Raw genomic sequence first — 13,006 nt, 5'->3', positions numbered from 1 at the left:
GCTAACCTCCTCTTTGACTAGTATTACGTAATGAATTCATAAAGCGTCGTGTACCTTGTTTCTGAACATTTCTAATGCGTTTGTTATGTGCTAACTTACGTTCTTTCATACGTTCGTATTCTTCTGACTGTCCACGTACTTCGTATCTTGCACGCTCTAACTGCTTCTGTAATCGTTTAAGTGATTTACCAGCTTGTACAAGACCGTTAGCTTGAGCACCAAATAATAAAGTTTCTTGTTCATCAAGTAACGCCAATCTACGACCTACAACCCAGTCTTTCCATTCATTAGGCGTCAAACTCATTAATTCATCATAAGGGAGATAGCCTATGTATTGACTGGTTATCTGCCGTATTTCCGAATAATCTAGTAAGGTAGCTCGCCCATGATTTCTTTGTAATTGTTCTTCATGAACTCGATACCGTTCTTCGTAGACTCTTTCTCTTCTTCTTTCACCATAGATGGAGCCGAGTTCATTTGTGTCCAGAATAGACGTGATTTCTGCTTGAAAAAACCACTATGATTTAAAACTTGCAAAGCACCTTGTAATAATTCGATAGAGTCTTGTTTTTCTTCGATAACATCCATCAATGTTCTTTCGATATCTTCACGTTTAGGTGCATTCTTACCTAGATAAGCTGTTGCACATTCCCAGAAGTCTGCAATTGCGATTGGATCACGTTCTAAAATACCGTTATAGATAGCATTAAAACCAGACACTTTAGTTGTTTTACCATTTTCGTCTTGCTCGTCTTTAGCAAATTTCTTAGCCGCTTTATCGAATAAGAAAGTCGCTTTAGCTTCGACTTCTTCTCCATTAATTTCTAATTCAGTAATAGGATTGATTGTATTTTCAGTCATTCTTTAACCTCTTTCTGTTATTTTGTACAAAAAAATAGAGGGCTTAATGCCCTCGTAAAGCTTATGCACCAGCACTAGGTGTACGATCTTCGTATGAGCCGGAATATTCGCCCATACCTTCAAATTCAACTGTTGGAGCAGAAGCACTAGGGTTAAGCCATTCAGGAGGAAGTGAGTCAACAGAACCATCTGCACTGTTAAATTTAACTTTTGCAGTGATTTCGATTTTGTCATCTTCATCATCAAATGACCATTCGTGTTCTTCTACAATTACATAAGCGAAAGTACCATGATGTTTACCATCACGTTTTTTAACTTCCCAAATCCATAAACGTAACTGTTTGAAGTTTTTAACTGATTCTTTTAAAGCTTCTTGACCTTTGTCACCAGGTACACGGTCAATAGTTAACTTGATTTCTTCTTCTACAGAGTTACGGCTATAGTCTTTTTTGCCACCAGTAATCATTTCAGCTAAATCATTACTGATTGTGTGTCCACCTTCAGCTAAACTAGCTAACAGAATAGCATCTTCTTCTTTCAACTGACTCGCTAAATCTTTGTCAGCAATTTGTAGCGCTGCAATGTATTTATTCTGTGCCATTCGTTACACTCCTTTGTAAAGTATTGTGTCTGTATTTAAAAACAAGCCGAATGATACCGTGTTTCGTGTACTGATCAATATCAGTAATCACTTCTTGTGTATCAATCCGACTTTTAATAAATGAGTAATGTTCGATTTCAAATTCAGTGTTAAGCACATAGCCTAAAAACTGAACGATTTGTGCTGCTTCATCACGATTTCTCGCTTGACTATACACATGTAGGGTTACGCCTACATCTTCAAACATACTCGTTGTCGTTTCTTTATTAGTGACGTTTGTTTCACCCACAACGATATATGGGTAAACAGCGTCTTTTTGAACGCAATCAAAAACCCTACCGCCTAGTTGTTTACTGACGATAGGGTTGCTTTTTAATTTGTTATATATCTTGTTAAACAGATACCGTTCTACTGATACCCACATATCTTAACCACCTTATGAAAAATACTTATTGAAAAACGCTCTACCTTCATCAATTGCTGGTTCCCAAAAAGGTTGTGCATGTTGCCCTTTAGTTGTGTGCCAATGTCCGTCTGCGTCTTTGTAACGCCACGGGATATTCTTTGCACGACTACCACCCGGACCGACTGCGTATATCCCTGTACCGTAATTCACGTATCATCTTGTTATCGTAAAGGCTTTTTATCCTTTACTTCTTACAGTCGCCTGTAAGTTCGGCGTACATTTTCAACCAATAAAAAAGACAACCTTTATTGGTTGTCGAACACTCTTGCCAGTATTATATTTATTCAACTGGTACGCTCTACGGTGCTTAATAGCCTTCCGCAATCTATTAAGTTACCTCGGTGTTGTCTTTATATTCTCTAATCAAATCTACAAAATGTATATTGTTTTTCTTGTAGTTTGACACTTTGTGTAAAGGTATATTTAATTCATGAGCCCATTGCATTGTAGTTTTTGTAACTCCATTATACGTGTGATAAACAGAAGTGCGTTTATTATAATGTTGTTCTTCCATAGGTATCCATTTACAATTTTTCGGTTCATAGTTGCCATTAACATCTATTCTTTCTAAAGTTAATTTATCACTAAAACCATTTTCTTCGCTCCAACGAATAAATTCTTTCAGATTGTGCCATTCGTCGCATACTTTAATACCACGTTCGCCGTAATTTTTATAGGCTAATGTGTTAGGATTTTCACATCTATTTATCATAGCATTCCATCTTCCGTATACTGGATGCTTAGTTAAACCATGTAAATTAGTTTTTCCTAGATTAAGTGGAGCTTTCACTTTTTTTAAACAGCCACATGATTTAGTGGTACCTAAAGAATCACTTCTCACAGTTACTTTATTCCCACAGTCACACAGACAATTCCAATAGGTTTTTCTGCCAGATTTTTTATCCGACATTCCAATGACTGTTAATCTTCCGAACCTCTCGTTCGTTTTATCTTTGATGTTCATACCTTTTACAAATTGCCCTTTATCATTACGTTCCAAATATAACCACCTCATATACATTATACCTGTACCGTAATTAACATACAACTTTATATTTAAAGACTTCCACCGATTTTGCTCGATTTTTAAATTACTGTTACCAGTAATTGCGACATACGTTTTATCGCGTATTCACTACCAATATTAATAACGCCTGTTAATCCGTCCTTCTTAAAGTCCATAGAAACACTTTCTCTAAGATAACCGGTATCAACGGGCATGTTACTAACTATTGAATTGTGAATAATTGTTGTTGTCTTGGCTATACCTTTTTTAGCCCATCTAATCGTTTCTTTTTCAAACTCCTCAAGTTCCTTAACTAAATCCCAATTTCCGTATTTAACCTTAGCCAATAGGACATTCTCTCAATCTTGTTAAGTTGATTTCTTGTTGTCCGCCTTGGTCGACAGGTTCTCCTACTACTTCGTAAGTTTTACCGTTGTATTTAAATAAGTTTGTGTTAGTTATTGGCAGGCTGTACGGCGTATATAGGTTTCTGTCGTATGATTGGTTCATTTGATGAAACTTGAGTTGTTCAGATGAAGTAGGCGTATCCATAAATCCTTGTATTGTTTTTTCGCTCTTAAAGCGCTCTTGTTCACGTGGATACTCTCCTACAACCTCTCTTGAGCCTAATTCGATTGTATGAGGAAATTCTTCTAATGGATTAAGCATGATAACCAGTCCAACGTAAGCGTCTAAATGGTTTAAGGTAACCGTATGTTTCCTTAGGTAGGTCAGTAACGAATGTGTAGCTTACAGTTCCCATAGTACGCGAAGAAACATTGCTAGTCGTACCTTGTTTGATACAGTTAGCAATAAATTTCTCCACATTACTAGGTAACGAATGTCTATTGAATGTTTGATTACAATATTCTTCAGCTACATTCAGATACTTTTCAATAAGTAATTCGATTGTTTCGTCATTTGAAGTATCGTCGAGTGAGAGATTGTTTAATAATTTAACGTCTTGTGCGTTCATTACTCAACACTTCCTAATACTTCGATGAGTTCATCTTTTTTCATACTAGAAAAACCCTCTATTTCACGTTCTTTAGCGAGCTCTCTTAATTCTGATACTTTCATACCTTTTAAGTCTTTGTCGCTCTCTGCACGCTCAATAAGGGGCTTGTTTTGACGGTTCTCTTTTGTGGATAGTTCAGTTAATCGTTCATTACTTACATTTAAACCTTTACGAGGGAACGTATCTCCAACGTTATATTCGTAGTTGTTATCTTGTAAGTCTGTGAAGTATTCGATTACTTTATACATACGTCACTACCTCCTTTTATGCGCCTGAGTCTGTAGTTCCTGCGCCTTTAGTAACCTTAACTGCTTTAGATTCATCATATAAGTATGCTACATAATGTTTATCACTGTATAAAGCAGTTGTTTTAGTTGAAGGATCACGGTCAGTTTCTAAGAAGAAATCACGTTTAGTGATTAATTTAACTGCACCACGTTTAGCTAAAATAGCTTCGCCCTCATCTAATTTCTTAGAACGTACAATAACAGCTCCTAACGCTTCGCCAAATGCACCTTTAACGATAATGTTATCGCCTAATTCAGTTGCACGAGTGAAGTTTGAAGAAGCACTAGAACGTAACTTGCCAGCGTCTTTAGGGTTAATGAATAATACCATTGGTTCTAAATCTTCATCGTCAAATGTATCAATAGCAGCTTCTAAACCTGCTAATGTGCCGATATCTCCACTTACTGTTAATTTCGTACCTCGTAAAGCTTCTAATACGTCGTTGTCTACTTTATTAGCAATAGCCAAGCCATGTTGACGTACTGCTTCACCTTGTGGATCACCATAACCAGATAATAAAGCTTCATCAGTAATATCAGTACCTTTACCGATTTTATGAATTTTAGCTTCACGTCTGTTAGTTTCGATTTTATCTACAGGAATTTTTTGCCCTTCAGGTACTACTGTAGCGTCACCACTGTAAACAAATGCAGGGAAAGTTAAAGTGTCACCTGGTTGTCCTACTAATGTACTGTCGATATCTGCGAATTGTGCAAATCTCAACTTCTTATCTAATTCTGCTTGCATCATAGGTGCTAATACTTCTGGAACGATTTGTGTACTTAAAGTTGTTGTTCCTTGTGCCATATGTTATAACCTCTTTTCTAATTGTTTATTAGAGCGTCATAAGTCTTTCTATCATTAACAAATAGATTAGTTCTTTCTGCAACGCTCATGTTATTAAATTCTTCTTGTGTTAACCCACCATTTACGCTTTTACCGCCATCAGGTGTGCGTCCACTTGGTTTGCTTTCGACAAATAAATAAGGCTTAGACTCTTTAAGCGACTCAATCGCTTTATCTAACCCTTTTACATTGCCGTCATCTTGTAGTTCTAACTCATCTTTATTGATGAAAGCTAGAATGTCGTCAGCGTCGTTTGCGTCTTTCGCAACAGCTAACTTAACAGCGTTATTCAGTTGTGATTCTTGGTACTTAGTTTGCCACTCTGCGTTTTGGTTTTTTACTTCGTCGAGTTCTTTTTGTAACTCGCTATCATCTTTTACAGAGTCTTGTAATTTAGCAATTTGTTCGTCACGGTTAGTAATCTCTGCTTTTAATTCATCGATTTCAGCGTTCTTGTCGTTCAAACGAGAACGTGGTACCATACCTGATTTCGATTCATCAATAGCGTCAATTACTTTCTGTTTATCAATTTCACCGTCTTTAAATTGCCCTAATAATGCGTATAAGTCCATATTTGATTGCTCCTTTTACGTTTTTTACGTGTAACGACACGAAAGATTTGTATAAAAAAGAAGCCTTTTAACGACGGTGCTAAGGTCGAGTGATTACTGTTTACGTTTATTTCTCTCCCACTCTCTATAGTTAGTGAAAGGTATTACGCCATCTTCTTTAGTTCTCATTGTTGTAGGTAGTTCGTCTTTGTCTATGTAATAAAGTAGCTTACAACGACAGTTAATATTCTCTTTTGCACTAGCTACACCAACAAATAATTTAGGTGCAGGACCTACACAACCACTTGAGTGAAAGTTTTCGTCAATACCTACTGTTTGTCCGTCTAAGTGTCTGTGCGTGCCTCTTGTACGTGTATCTTTAGTAGCATACCAACGTTTCTTCATATCAAGTCCGTTATCTTTAGCTACCATTGCGCTATCTAATCCAGCTTGTGACAATGCACGACCTGTTTCTGTTCTAGCTACACGCACTGATTGAGCTTTTGACATACCTAAATCGTTTCTTAATGCTTTAGCTATCTTAGAATATCCCTCACCACTCATAATGCCTTGTGTTATGTGTATGCGAATACGTTTCAATGTATCATCGCGATGTTTCTGCAGTGTAGGGACTAGCTTAATAAACTCAATAGGTTGTTCAATTGCTGTCTGTATCGTCTGTGAAGTAGGTATATCAAAGTTCATAGACGTTTGACTTGCCACTTCATACAAAAATAGGCTCATCATGTACTTTTCCATATAGACGTTCTGTTGCGACTGTTTAATAGCTTTAGCAACTTCTCTGTAGTCTTGAGATAACATCTGTCCTATACGATTAAGTTCTTTGTTGAGCCTGTTGTATTTATTAAATTCAGTCCACGTTACTTGCGGTTCATCTCTATCGTACTTTTCGTACATATTCGCAATAATCTGTTTGATTTCTTTCAAACGTTTAGCAAATAGTATTTCGATTTCTTTCTCTGCTTGATTAACCAGTTTATCGATGTAGTTATCTATGTCATTCTGATTGGTTATTTTCGGATTGTCTTTGTTGTTCGCCATTCAATCCCTCCTCAATGTCAGGGAGTTGTTGATTGAGTTCTATGTTTTCTTGCTCTATTCTTTCCATTTCGGCCACAGGATCTTCAACCCAAGCATGGTTAGAAAGAATAGTTTCTTTAGATAATAGCCCTGTAGAATTCATAGCAATTTGAGAGTTTTCTAACTCATTTACCATTACATTGAAGTTGAACGTAATCTCGATGTCTTGCACTTTCACATCTAATCTGTAGAAGTCGATAATGTACTGCAACAACTCTTGTAATGCAGTAAGTGTTTTATTCTTCAATTTATTAGCTTTCAAGTCTAAGTTACTGTACATAAATTTGAGCGCTATACCACTAGGGCTATTACCAAACTTATCTTGTTGGAAGTCTACACCTTGACCAAACTCTATAATGTAATCACGTAACATCTTCGTGTATTCCTTAACAGAGTCGATAGGCACTTCTACTTTAATAGTATCTACACCGGAACCACTTTCCCCTGCAACACTAATTGCTTTGTAGTATTTTAAGTTATGCATGAAGTCTTTCATATCTTCACCTTCATAACCTTTTAAGATATAGATTAACTCTACTGATTCATCAAAAGTGTTTTGTGTGTCTGATAATCGCTTATCTAACGCGTCTATAATTGTTTTATACATGAATAAGTCAGATACTTCTTGTGGGTTGTTCTTGAACGGAATAAAAGGAACACGTCCCCAACTCATCAATTTATTACCTTGATAATAATGAGGTTGTATATGATCTTCACTACGATAGAAATCAGGGATAAGTTGTCCTTCTTTCAACTCATAGAATGTCACATCATCTTTAGTCCAATACTCAACGCGTTCTGCTCCGTCTAATTCATATACACGGATAAACGCTTGCAGTTCATCTCTTTCTTTATTAGTCCAAATAGGTACAGCTTGTTCTGCAGGTACACGAAACGTTTTAAATTCTCCCTCTTCATCTACATAAGGTTGAACCCATTCGATACCTTTATTACTTGCAGCAGTTAATATATCCACTAATTTGTCATCCCACTTGTGATTAAGTGTGTGTTGTATTTGTTTTAATGCTTTGTCATTATCTACACCAAATGTCACAGGATTAGCAACTGCATATGCTACTTTCTGGTCTACTAAGTTTTGATGGTAGTTAGTATACATGCGCCAGTCTGGTTTAGTTTCGTCGTAGTCGCCGTTCACATCTCTTTTGAAAGGAGCGTCTAATATATCTGGGTGATGATTATAATATCTTTCGCCCATTGTGATATTGTCTATATTCTCTTTATGCTCTCTAACTAAGCGCAATATCATTTCTTCTTGCGTTTCATACTTCGGTTTGATTTGTTCTACCACTTGTTCGTGATATGGTTTATCCCATGGCCAGTTAATGCTAATCACCTCGTTTACGTAAGTATGCTAAGTTTATTCTGCCTCATGTCACGCTCTAGGGCGTATCTAGTGGCGTCTATCGTATGGTTGTCTTTATCTTCTAATCTCGGTTTTACGTTGCCGTCTTTGTCAGTTTCGTAGTCGATATTCTCAAATTCTCTCGCTATATTAGGTGTTCTGTTAGGATCTATCACAATAGCAGTTAAATCATCAAGCCATTGTTCCCCGTGTTCTACGCTGTCAGGTCCTTTTTTCACACCTTTAATTCTCTTGATACCGTGTTCTTGTTTCAGCTCTGCAATCGACTTCGGTTCAGCGCTATCTGCGTATATCTCATCAGATTGATAACCTCTACGTTTTAACCAGTTAGCAAACTCTCTATTGCTTATTTGTACACCATAGTGTTCATCAACTGCATAGATAATACGTTTCTTCTTATCATAGTGCCAACGTACAAACGCTAGTGGATCAGTAGCGTATCCAAAGTCTACAGCATTGCGTATGTTGTCGAAGCTCTTATACAACTCATCAGGTATCTTCTCTATTTGCAAGTTGTTAAACGGTACAACACCACTACCAATAGCTTCACCCATATATTCCCAACGATAACGTTGTTCGTTACGTTCTTTCGCACTCTCTGCCTCTTGTATGAATTGTTTAGATATAAAAGGATTATCTAAGTACGTCGAATGGTGTACGAATGTATTGTCCGGTTGGAATGAGGTTTCGTATTTTTTATTCACCCACGATTGTTTTCTCTTAGGCGGGTTATAACTAAAGAAAAACTTGTAAAATAATCCGTCATCTAATTCACCACGTAACATAGAGTTAGTAATTGTTGTGACTTCATCTTCTGTCTTAAATTCTGCTAACTCCTCTATCCACATGACAGAAAAAGGGAATCGACTATCTTTTAACGACTTTAATCGTTCAGGATTCTGTGCCCCTCTAAAGATAATCCGATTCCCTCTAGGTACATACGTGATTTCCATTGGCGACACTTTAACTTTGAACAGGTGTGACACCTTTTGTTCTTCTATCGACCACTTAATTTGCTCAAATACTGATGTAGCTAATGTATTATCCGTCTTACGTACTACAACTGCATTCATAGGATAGCGCATGATTAACTGTGTAATAATGATAGATATATCAGAGGACTTACCACTACCACGTCCACCTTTAGCTACTATGTTAAGTTTTTCTTTGTCCTTAGTAGCTTTCCACAGTCCATGAAAGTGTTTAGGTAACAGTTCGGATAATTTAATTGATATCATCATCGAAATGCACCATCGCAGTCGTTTCGATTTGTTGTTTATCTGTCCACATCATATATCGCTTACCTAATAATTCTGCAGCTTTAGTTCTAGCGTTAGTATCTGACCTTTTTTCTAGTTCTTCTACTTCCATTTCGCCTCTGCCAACTTGAATAGGTATCAACTCTTGGTCTGTTACCTCCCCACGTAATACAGAGGTGAGATATTGAAGTATTTCATCTTGGTCTGCAATTGAATCTTTTTTCAGTTTTTCCATTCGTTTGTCTATTTCTGCTTTTATTCCCACATTTTCCAACAATTTATGACTACTTGATTTTGCGTATTTCTCACTATAACCAGCCCTAATTGCCGATTGATAAGCAGTACCTGTCTTAATGTACTCATCAACAAATGTTTGTTGTTTAAGGTTCAGTTTCGTCATCGTATATTACCACCTACTCTCACGGTTAAACACCTTTGTTTGACGTATAAAAAAGACACTGCGTAAACAGTGCCTAATGATTATGTTTTGTTATTTATTTGAGTTTATGTACTCATGTCACACCTCTATGTCACATCAATACATAAAAAAGTTACCCGTGTGTTCTCACGGATAACTAATTAAGGGAGGAGAAAAATTACATGTCAAGTATTCATATCATCGTATCGGAAGCCGTGTTGTAAGATTCAATTAAACTACCCGCCATTGTGACGGATAGTCAAGCAATCGGATGCGCAACGTCTATAAAGACGATAAGCACTTATCCAATCACTTTGAATTGAATACCCCACCATAGTGCGAAAGGATAAACACTATGTCTTGTGAGGTAATTCTTACAATATCATAATACATTGATTATAAACGGACTTACACACTTCAAAAGTCCACCCTACACATAGCCTATGAATTCTGCCAATCTATTTATCATTGCATCACGTCGTCTTAATATACTCGTCTTACTTGTGCCGAAGTAGTCAGCTATATCCTCCCACTCACTACAACCTATAGGACATTCCCAGTATCTCAAACGCATTAAGTCTTGTGTATCTTCGTCTGATTCATAAATGAGTTTATCTACACCCTTTACAATGTTACGTAAGTTGTTATAACGATTGTCACTTAACTTCTTAATTGATTCTCTCTCAATAGGATTACCTGGCATATTACTCTTACCTGCTCCTACATTCTCGGGTTCGTGGTTTTCTAGTAGTTCATACTCTCTCACTTTTAACTCTCGTCTATATCGCTCTATGTTCTTGATATAATCTTCTAATTTCTTTATATCGTGTCGTTCAATCGTTATCATACTTACCCTCCATTTTCCAACTTGTCTTTCAAGGTCTTAATCTCATAATCTTTCACTTCTAACTGGTGTTTTAGATCATTCTGTTCAAGTAATGAGCCAAACAGAAGCAACACCAATATAATGATTGCTATTACGCCCCACATATTAATAACCTCCGTATATGCCGTTCAAATGAGCGTGGTCGTTTTCGTCGAAGTCCTTAGGCACTTCCACCTCATCATTAGCAGTTAACTTATAATACAACTCTCTACCAATCCATTTACCTAACTCATACATAGCGATAGTAAACCAAATCTTTAATATTCGTTTAATCAACTTATTCACTCCTTGCCGAGTATTCTTTTAATCTCTGCTACTATGTCTTTCTTACACGTAACCTTTTCCTGCGTCTGCTGTTCCATCTTGTCTTGCATGATTTCGCTCCATTTTCTTTTTGTATGCGTCGATGAGTTGGTCTATAGAATAGTGCACTTTTCCGATAGCTAAAACTAAATGTAATGGTGTAATTATTTTCTTTTCATTCACTAAATTATTAATTTCAGTTAAAAACGTTTTAGTATAATCTTTATCATAAAAATCAAATGCGTTTTCGTATTTTAAGACATTAATCTTATCAACAACTTCATGAGTATGTTTTTCTTTAATGTTCCTTTGATTCGCAATACTTAATCCAAACGCTAACATGTCTGCCAATTCATCTAGTTGCACATCTAACGGTTTACCTGGTTTCTTCTTCCAATTCTTAAATGTTTCTAATGTATTAAACCATTCAAAGAATTCAACTACGTAAGCAATCTTACTATCCTGTAAATTAAGTGTTGGTATTCTACTGTCAAACTCCTTTTGTATTTGTAGTAACTCTTGTAATTGATCTACTGTTAATTGATTAGTCATTTATTGTTCCTCCTTGTAATTGATAAGTCTATATGTGTACTCTGCTCCGTAATCTTTCATAACATGCTCAGCAAGAATACTTACGTTAACCCTTAATTTAGCTTTCTCCTTACGTAACCTTACATAGTCTGCAATAAATGCACCAATTATAATTAGCACCAATACATGGAATGCCGTCATTTACTGTTCCTCCATTTTCTACTAAACTCTTTGAATTACTTTCCACTATCTTGTCGTACAACTCAGCTTTGCTATATACTTCGTTAAGCTCTTTGATTAGTAAACACCCGTCGTGTCCTGTAAAAGCTGTAGATGATACTATGCAGCGTTGGATAAACTCTCTATTGTCCATCACTACCACGCTCCAAATCACTTAATAAATTTTTAAACTCGTGCGTTCCGTCGAGTTCGTCCATACGCTGTAATTGTTCTTTTACAACTTTCTTGCCAACTAATATATTCGCTATTTCAACAGTTGGTAAATCGTTTGAAATTTTATTACTTTTGCCACGAAGTTCAATATACCTTTGCGTCAATTCGTCTTTTAGCGTTATCCACCTGTTATCCTTCATGGTCGACCTCCAAATCATCCAATATTTGCTCTAATAAGAATAAACATTGATTTAACTCTTTATTTTTTATAGCTTGTTCTATATAATCCATTATCGTTTCTTCATCTCCCTTACTGAACGTTTAGTTTGTTTTTTTAATAGTTTAGCTATATTAATACCAGCTTTAGTTAATTCTGGATTGTCGTAAATCAAATCGTTTTTATACATCATTTGAAATATTGAGTAAGGTACCATTTCTAAGTTTTCTATCCTTATATCTTTTTTGTCTCCATTTAAAAATATTACGGCATGTTGAGGTGGTATTTTTCCGTAATGTTTTTCCCAAATATAGTGATGATATAGTTGCCAATTCTTTTTTTGATTATTGGTTTTATCATCAACTTTTATAAGGATATATCCGTATTGGTCTATTTTTTTAGATCCGATAGGTTTGTGTAAGTGGCCATGTGATTTTCTAGTTCCGTGTGCTGGTATACCACTTTTTACACCTAAACGATTCATCTTAGCATTGATAGCATTACTACTAATATTCATTCCGAATTTGTCATTAAACATATCTCTTACTTCTCTCAAATACCGTCCTTTATAAATAGACTTCACATAATCAATATGTTTTTGTTCCCACTTAAAACCTCTCATTTTCTTTCTTCCAGTAATTCTGGCAAATGATTGTTAGCGTCCATGCGTTCATCTTTAAATTTGTGAGCTTGTAAAATCAGATTTCCATTACTCACAATATTTTTAGCTACATCAGAAACTGCTTTTGATCTACTCAATTCTTCTTGTAATTCTTCACCTTTTAAATCTTCATCGCTTAATCTTTCTAATTGCGCAAATAAGTGATTGTTTAAATCGTTCAATGTATTTTTAGTCATTTATATCCTCCTCGTATTT

At 36.0% G+C, this 13,006-nt stretch carries 21 protein-coding genes and 3 pseudogenes; all 24 read right to left on the bottom strand.

Annotated elements, in window-relative coordinates; all coding sequences use genetic code 11:
• Position 1 precedes the first annotated feature (1 nt).
• Complete coding sequence (locus tag AC1Q7N_RS04860) at positions 2-304, bottom strand: hypothetical protein (RefSeq protein ID WP_145376344.1); 303 nt, start codon at positions 302-304, stop codon at positions 2-4.
• Between the two features lie 62 nt (positions 305-366).
• Positions 367-861 (bottom strand): tail assembly chaperone, encoded by a 495-nt coding sequence (locus tag AC1Q7N_RS04855; protein ID WP_145376346.1) that lies wholly within the window; start codon positions 859-861, stop codon positions 367-369.
• A 61-nt stretch (positions 862-922) separates the two neighbouring features.
• Positions 923-1,462, bottom strand: coding sequence for a phage tail protein (locus AC1Q7N_RS04850; protein ID WP_145376348.1), 540 nt, complete (start codon positions 1,460-1,462; stop codon positions 923-925).
• Positions 1,449-1,886 carry a DUF3168 domain-containing protein gene (locus tag AC1Q7N_RS04845; RefSeq protein ID WP_145376350.1) on the bottom strand — a complete coding sequence of 146 codons (438 nt, stop codon included), beginning with the start codon at positions 1,884-1,886 and terminating at the stop codon, positions 1,449-1,451. The genes AC1Q7N_RS04850 and AC1Q7N_RS04845 overlap by 14 nt, the downstream gene beginning before the upstream one ends.
• Before the next feature lie 12 nt (positions 1,887-1,898).
• Positions 1,899-2,081, bottom strand: a pseudogene (locus AC1Q7N_RS04840) (HK97 gp10 family phage protein); the annotation flags it as partial.
• 175 nt (positions 2,082-2,256) lie between these two features.
• Positions 2,257-2,928, bottom strand: a complete 672-nt coding sequence (locus tag AC1Q7N_RS04835) for a hypothetical protein (protein WP_032604354.1) — start codon at positions 2,926-2,928, stop codon at positions 2,257-2,259.
• Between the two features lie 122 nt (positions 2,929-3,050).
• Positions 3,051-3,281 (bottom strand): annotated as a pseudogene (locus AC1Q7N_RS04830) (HK97 gp10 family phage protein); the annotation flags it as partial.
• Entirely contained in the window at positions 3,274-3,603 is a 330-nt protein-coding gene (locus tag AC1Q7N_RS04825) for a phage head closure protein (RefSeq protein ID WP_145376354.1), read from the bottom strand. The gene AC1Q7N_RS04825 and the pseudogene AC1Q7N_RS04830, both read right to left, overlap by 8 nt.
• Complete coding sequence (locus AC1Q7N_RS04820; protein WP_145376356.1) at positions 3,596-3,910, bottom strand: phage head-tail connector protein; 315 nt, start codon at positions 3,908-3,910, stop codon at positions 3,596-3,598. Before AC1Q7N_RS04820 ends, AC1Q7N_RS04825 begins: the two co-directional genes overlap by 8 nt.
• Positions 3,910-4,200: a Rho termination factor N-terminal domain-containing protein gene (locus AC1Q7N_RS04815; protein ID WP_492712871.1), complete on the bottom strand. Its 291-nt coding sequence runs from the start codon at positions 4,198-4,200 to the stop codon at positions 3,910-3,912. Before AC1Q7N_RS04815 ends, AC1Q7N_RS04820 begins: the two co-directional genes overlap by 1 nt.
• Before the next feature lie 16 nt (positions 4,201-4,216).
• Complete coding sequence (locus tag AC1Q7N_RS04810) at positions 4,217-5,047, bottom strand: N4-gp56 family major capsid protein (protein WP_145376360.1); 831 nt, start codon at positions 5,045-5,047, stop codon at positions 4,217-4,219.
• A 17-nt stretch (positions 5,048-5,064) separates the two neighbouring features.
• Complete coding sequence (locus AC1Q7N_RS04805; RefSeq protein WP_145376362.1) at positions 5,065-5,658, bottom strand: phage scaffolding protein; 594 nt, start codon at positions 5,656-5,658, stop codon at positions 5,065-5,067.
• A 93-nt stretch (positions 5,659-5,751) separates the two neighbouring features.
• A complete protein-coding gene (locus AC1Q7N_RS04800) occupies positions 5,752-6,699 on the bottom strand; it encodes a phage head morphogenesis protein (protein WP_492712870.1) in 948 nt (315 codons plus the stop codon).
• The gene (locus AC1Q7N_RS04795; RefSeq protein WP_107511400.1) at positions 6,656-8,092 is read right to left on the bottom strand and encodes a phage portal protein; all 1,437 of its coding nucleotides are present in this window, start codon (positions 8,090-8,092) and stop codon (positions 6,656-6,658) included. Before AC1Q7N_RS04795 ends, AC1Q7N_RS04800 begins: the two co-directional genes overlap by 44 nt.
• Before the next feature lie 5 nt (positions 8,093-8,097).
• Positions 8,098-9,363, bottom strand: coding sequence for a PBSX family phage terminase large subunit (locus tag AC1Q7N_RS04790; protein ID WP_492712868.1), 1,266 nt, complete (start codon positions 9,361-9,363; stop codon positions 8,098-8,100).
• Positions 9,347-9,781 carry a terminase small subunit gene (locus AC1Q7N_RS04785; RefSeq protein WP_162158642.1) on the bottom strand — a complete coding sequence of 145 codons (435 nt, stop codon included), beginning with the start codon at positions 9,779-9,781 and terminating at the stop codon, positions 9,347-9,349. Before AC1Q7N_RS04785 ends, AC1Q7N_RS04790 begins: the two co-directional genes overlap by 17 nt.
• 448 nt (positions 9,782-10,229) lie before the next feature.
• Positions 10,230-10,646: a DUF722 domain-containing protein gene (locus tag AC1Q7N_RS04780; RefSeq protein WP_162158640.1), complete on the bottom strand. Its 417-nt coding sequence runs from the start codon at positions 10,644-10,646 to the stop codon at positions 10,230-10,232.
• Between the two features lie 144 nt (positions 10,647-10,790).
• The gene (gene rinB, locus AC1Q7N_RS04775; RefSeq protein WP_002468977.1) at positions 10,791-10,961 is read right to left on the bottom strand and encodes a transcriptional activator RinB; all 171 of its coding nucleotides are present in this window, start codon (positions 10,959-10,961) and stop codon (positions 10,791-10,793) included.
• A 51-nt stretch (positions 10,962-11,012) separates the two neighbouring features.
• Complete coding sequence (locus AC1Q7N_RS04770; protein ID WP_162158638.1) at positions 11,013-11,540, bottom strand: dUTP diphosphatase; 528 nt, start codon at positions 11,538-11,540, stop codon at positions 11,013-11,015.
• A complete protein-coding gene (locus AC1Q7N_RS04765) occupies positions 11,541-11,720 on the bottom strand; it encodes a hypothetical protein (RefSeq protein ID WP_162158636.1) in 180 nt (59 codons plus the stop codon).
• A pseudogene (locus tag AC1Q7N_RS04760) lies at positions 11,716-11,892 on the bottom strand (DUF1024 family protein); the annotation flags it as partial. The gene AC1Q7N_RS04765 and the pseudogene AC1Q7N_RS04760, both read right to left, overlap by 5 nt.
• On the bottom strand, positions 11,882-12,112 hold the full coding sequence (locus AC1Q7N_RS04755) for a hypothetical protein (RefSeq protein ID WP_162158635.1): 231 nt from the start codon (positions 12,110-12,112) through the stop codon (positions 11,882-11,884). The gene AC1Q7N_RS04755 and the pseudogene AC1Q7N_RS04760, both read right to left, overlap by 11 nt.
• A 90-nt stretch (positions 12,113-12,202) precedes the next feature.
• Entirely contained in the window at positions 12,203-12,751 is a 549-nt protein-coding gene (locus tag AC1Q7N_RS04750) for an HNH endonuclease signature motif containing protein (protein ID WP_492712867.1), read from the bottom strand.
• Complete coding sequence (locus AC1Q7N_RS04745; RefSeq protein ID WP_145376377.1) at positions 12,748-12,987, bottom strand: hypothetical protein; 240 nt, start codon at positions 12,985-12,987, stop codon at positions 12,748-12,750. Before AC1Q7N_RS04745 ends, AC1Q7N_RS04750 begins: the two co-directional genes overlap by 4 nt.
• Positions 12,988-13,006: the final 19 nt, after the last annotated feature.

This window comes from Staphylococcus sp. GW823-FHT05F06, from assembly GCF_058795495.1.
This window is presented reverse-complemented; position numbering and strand designations above follow the sequence as displayed.

Bases quoted from the DNA above. Each gene is read 5' to 3' on its own strand.
- AC1Q7N_RS04785 (WP_162158642.1), bottom strand. From the start codon at position 9,781: ATGACGAAACTGAACCTTAAACAACAAACATTTGTTGATGAGTACATT.
- AC1Q7N_RS04825 (WP_145376354.1), bottom strand. From the start codon at position 3,603: ATGCTTAATCCATTAGAAGAATTTCCTCATACAATCGAATTAGGCTCA.
- AC1Q7N_RS04790 (WP_492712868.1), bottom strand. From the start codon at position 9,363: ATGATGATATCAATTAAATTATCCGAACTGTTACCTAAACACTTTCAT.
- AC1Q7N_RS04800 (WP_492712870.1), bottom strand. From the start codon at position 6,699: ATGGCGAACAACAAAGACAATCCGAAAATAACCAATCAGAATGACATA.
- AC1Q7N_RS04750 (WP_492712867.1), bottom strand. From the start codon at position 12,751: ATGAGAGGTTTTAAGTGGGAACAAAAACATATTGATTATGTGAAGTCT.
- AC1Q7N_RS04765 (WP_162158636.1), bottom strand. From the start codon at position 11,720: ATGACGGCATTCCATGTATTGGTGCTAATTATAATTGGTGCATTTATT.
- AC1Q7N_RS04820 (WP_145376356.1), bottom strand. From the start codon at position 3,910: ATGAACGCACAAGACGTTAAATTATTAAACAATCTCTCACTCGACGAT.
- AC1Q7N_RS04860 (WP_145376344.1), bottom strand. From the start codon at position 304: ATGAGTTTGACGCCTAATGAATGGAAAGACTGGGTTGTAGGTCGTAGA.
- AC1Q7N_RS04770 (WP_162158638.1), bottom strand. From the start codon at position 11,540: ATGACTAATCAATTAACAGTAGATCAATTACAAGAGTTACTACAAATA.
- AC1Q7N_RS04805 (WP_145376362.1), bottom strand. From the start codon at position 5,658: ATGGACTTATACGCATTATTAGGGCAATTTAAAGACGGTGAAATTGAT.
- AC1Q7N_RS04815 (WP_492712871.1), bottom strand. From the start codon at position 4,200: ATGTATAAAGTAATCGAATACTTCACAGACTTACAAGATAACAACTAC.
- AC1Q7N_RS04745 (WP_145376377.1), bottom strand. From the start codon at position 12,987: ATGACTAAAAATACATTGAACGATTTAAACAATCACTTATTTGCGCAA.
- AC1Q7N_RS04850 (WP_145376348.1), bottom strand. From the start codon at position 1,462: ATGGCACAGAATAAATACATTGCAGCGCTACAAATTGCTGACAAAGAT.
- AC1Q7N_RS04855 (WP_145376346.1), bottom strand. From the start codon at position 861: ATGACTGAAAATACAATCAATCCTATTACTGAATTAGAAATTAATGGA.
- AC1Q7N_RS04810 (WP_145376360.1), bottom strand. From the start codon at position 5,047: ATGGCACAAGGAACAACAACTTTAAGTACACAAATCGTTCCAGAAGTA.
- AC1Q7N_RS04755 (WP_162158635.1), bottom strand. From the start codon at position 12,112: ATGAAGGATAACAGGTGGATAACGCTAAAAGACGAATTGACGCAAAGG.
- AC1Q7N_RS04845 (WP_145376350.1), bottom strand. From the start codon at position 1,886: ATGTGGGTATCAGTAGAACGGTATCTGTTTAACAAGATATATAACAAA.
- AC1Q7N_RS04780 (WP_162158640.1), bottom strand. From the start codon at position 10,646: ATGATAACGATTGAACGACACGATATAAAGAAATTAGAAGATTATATC.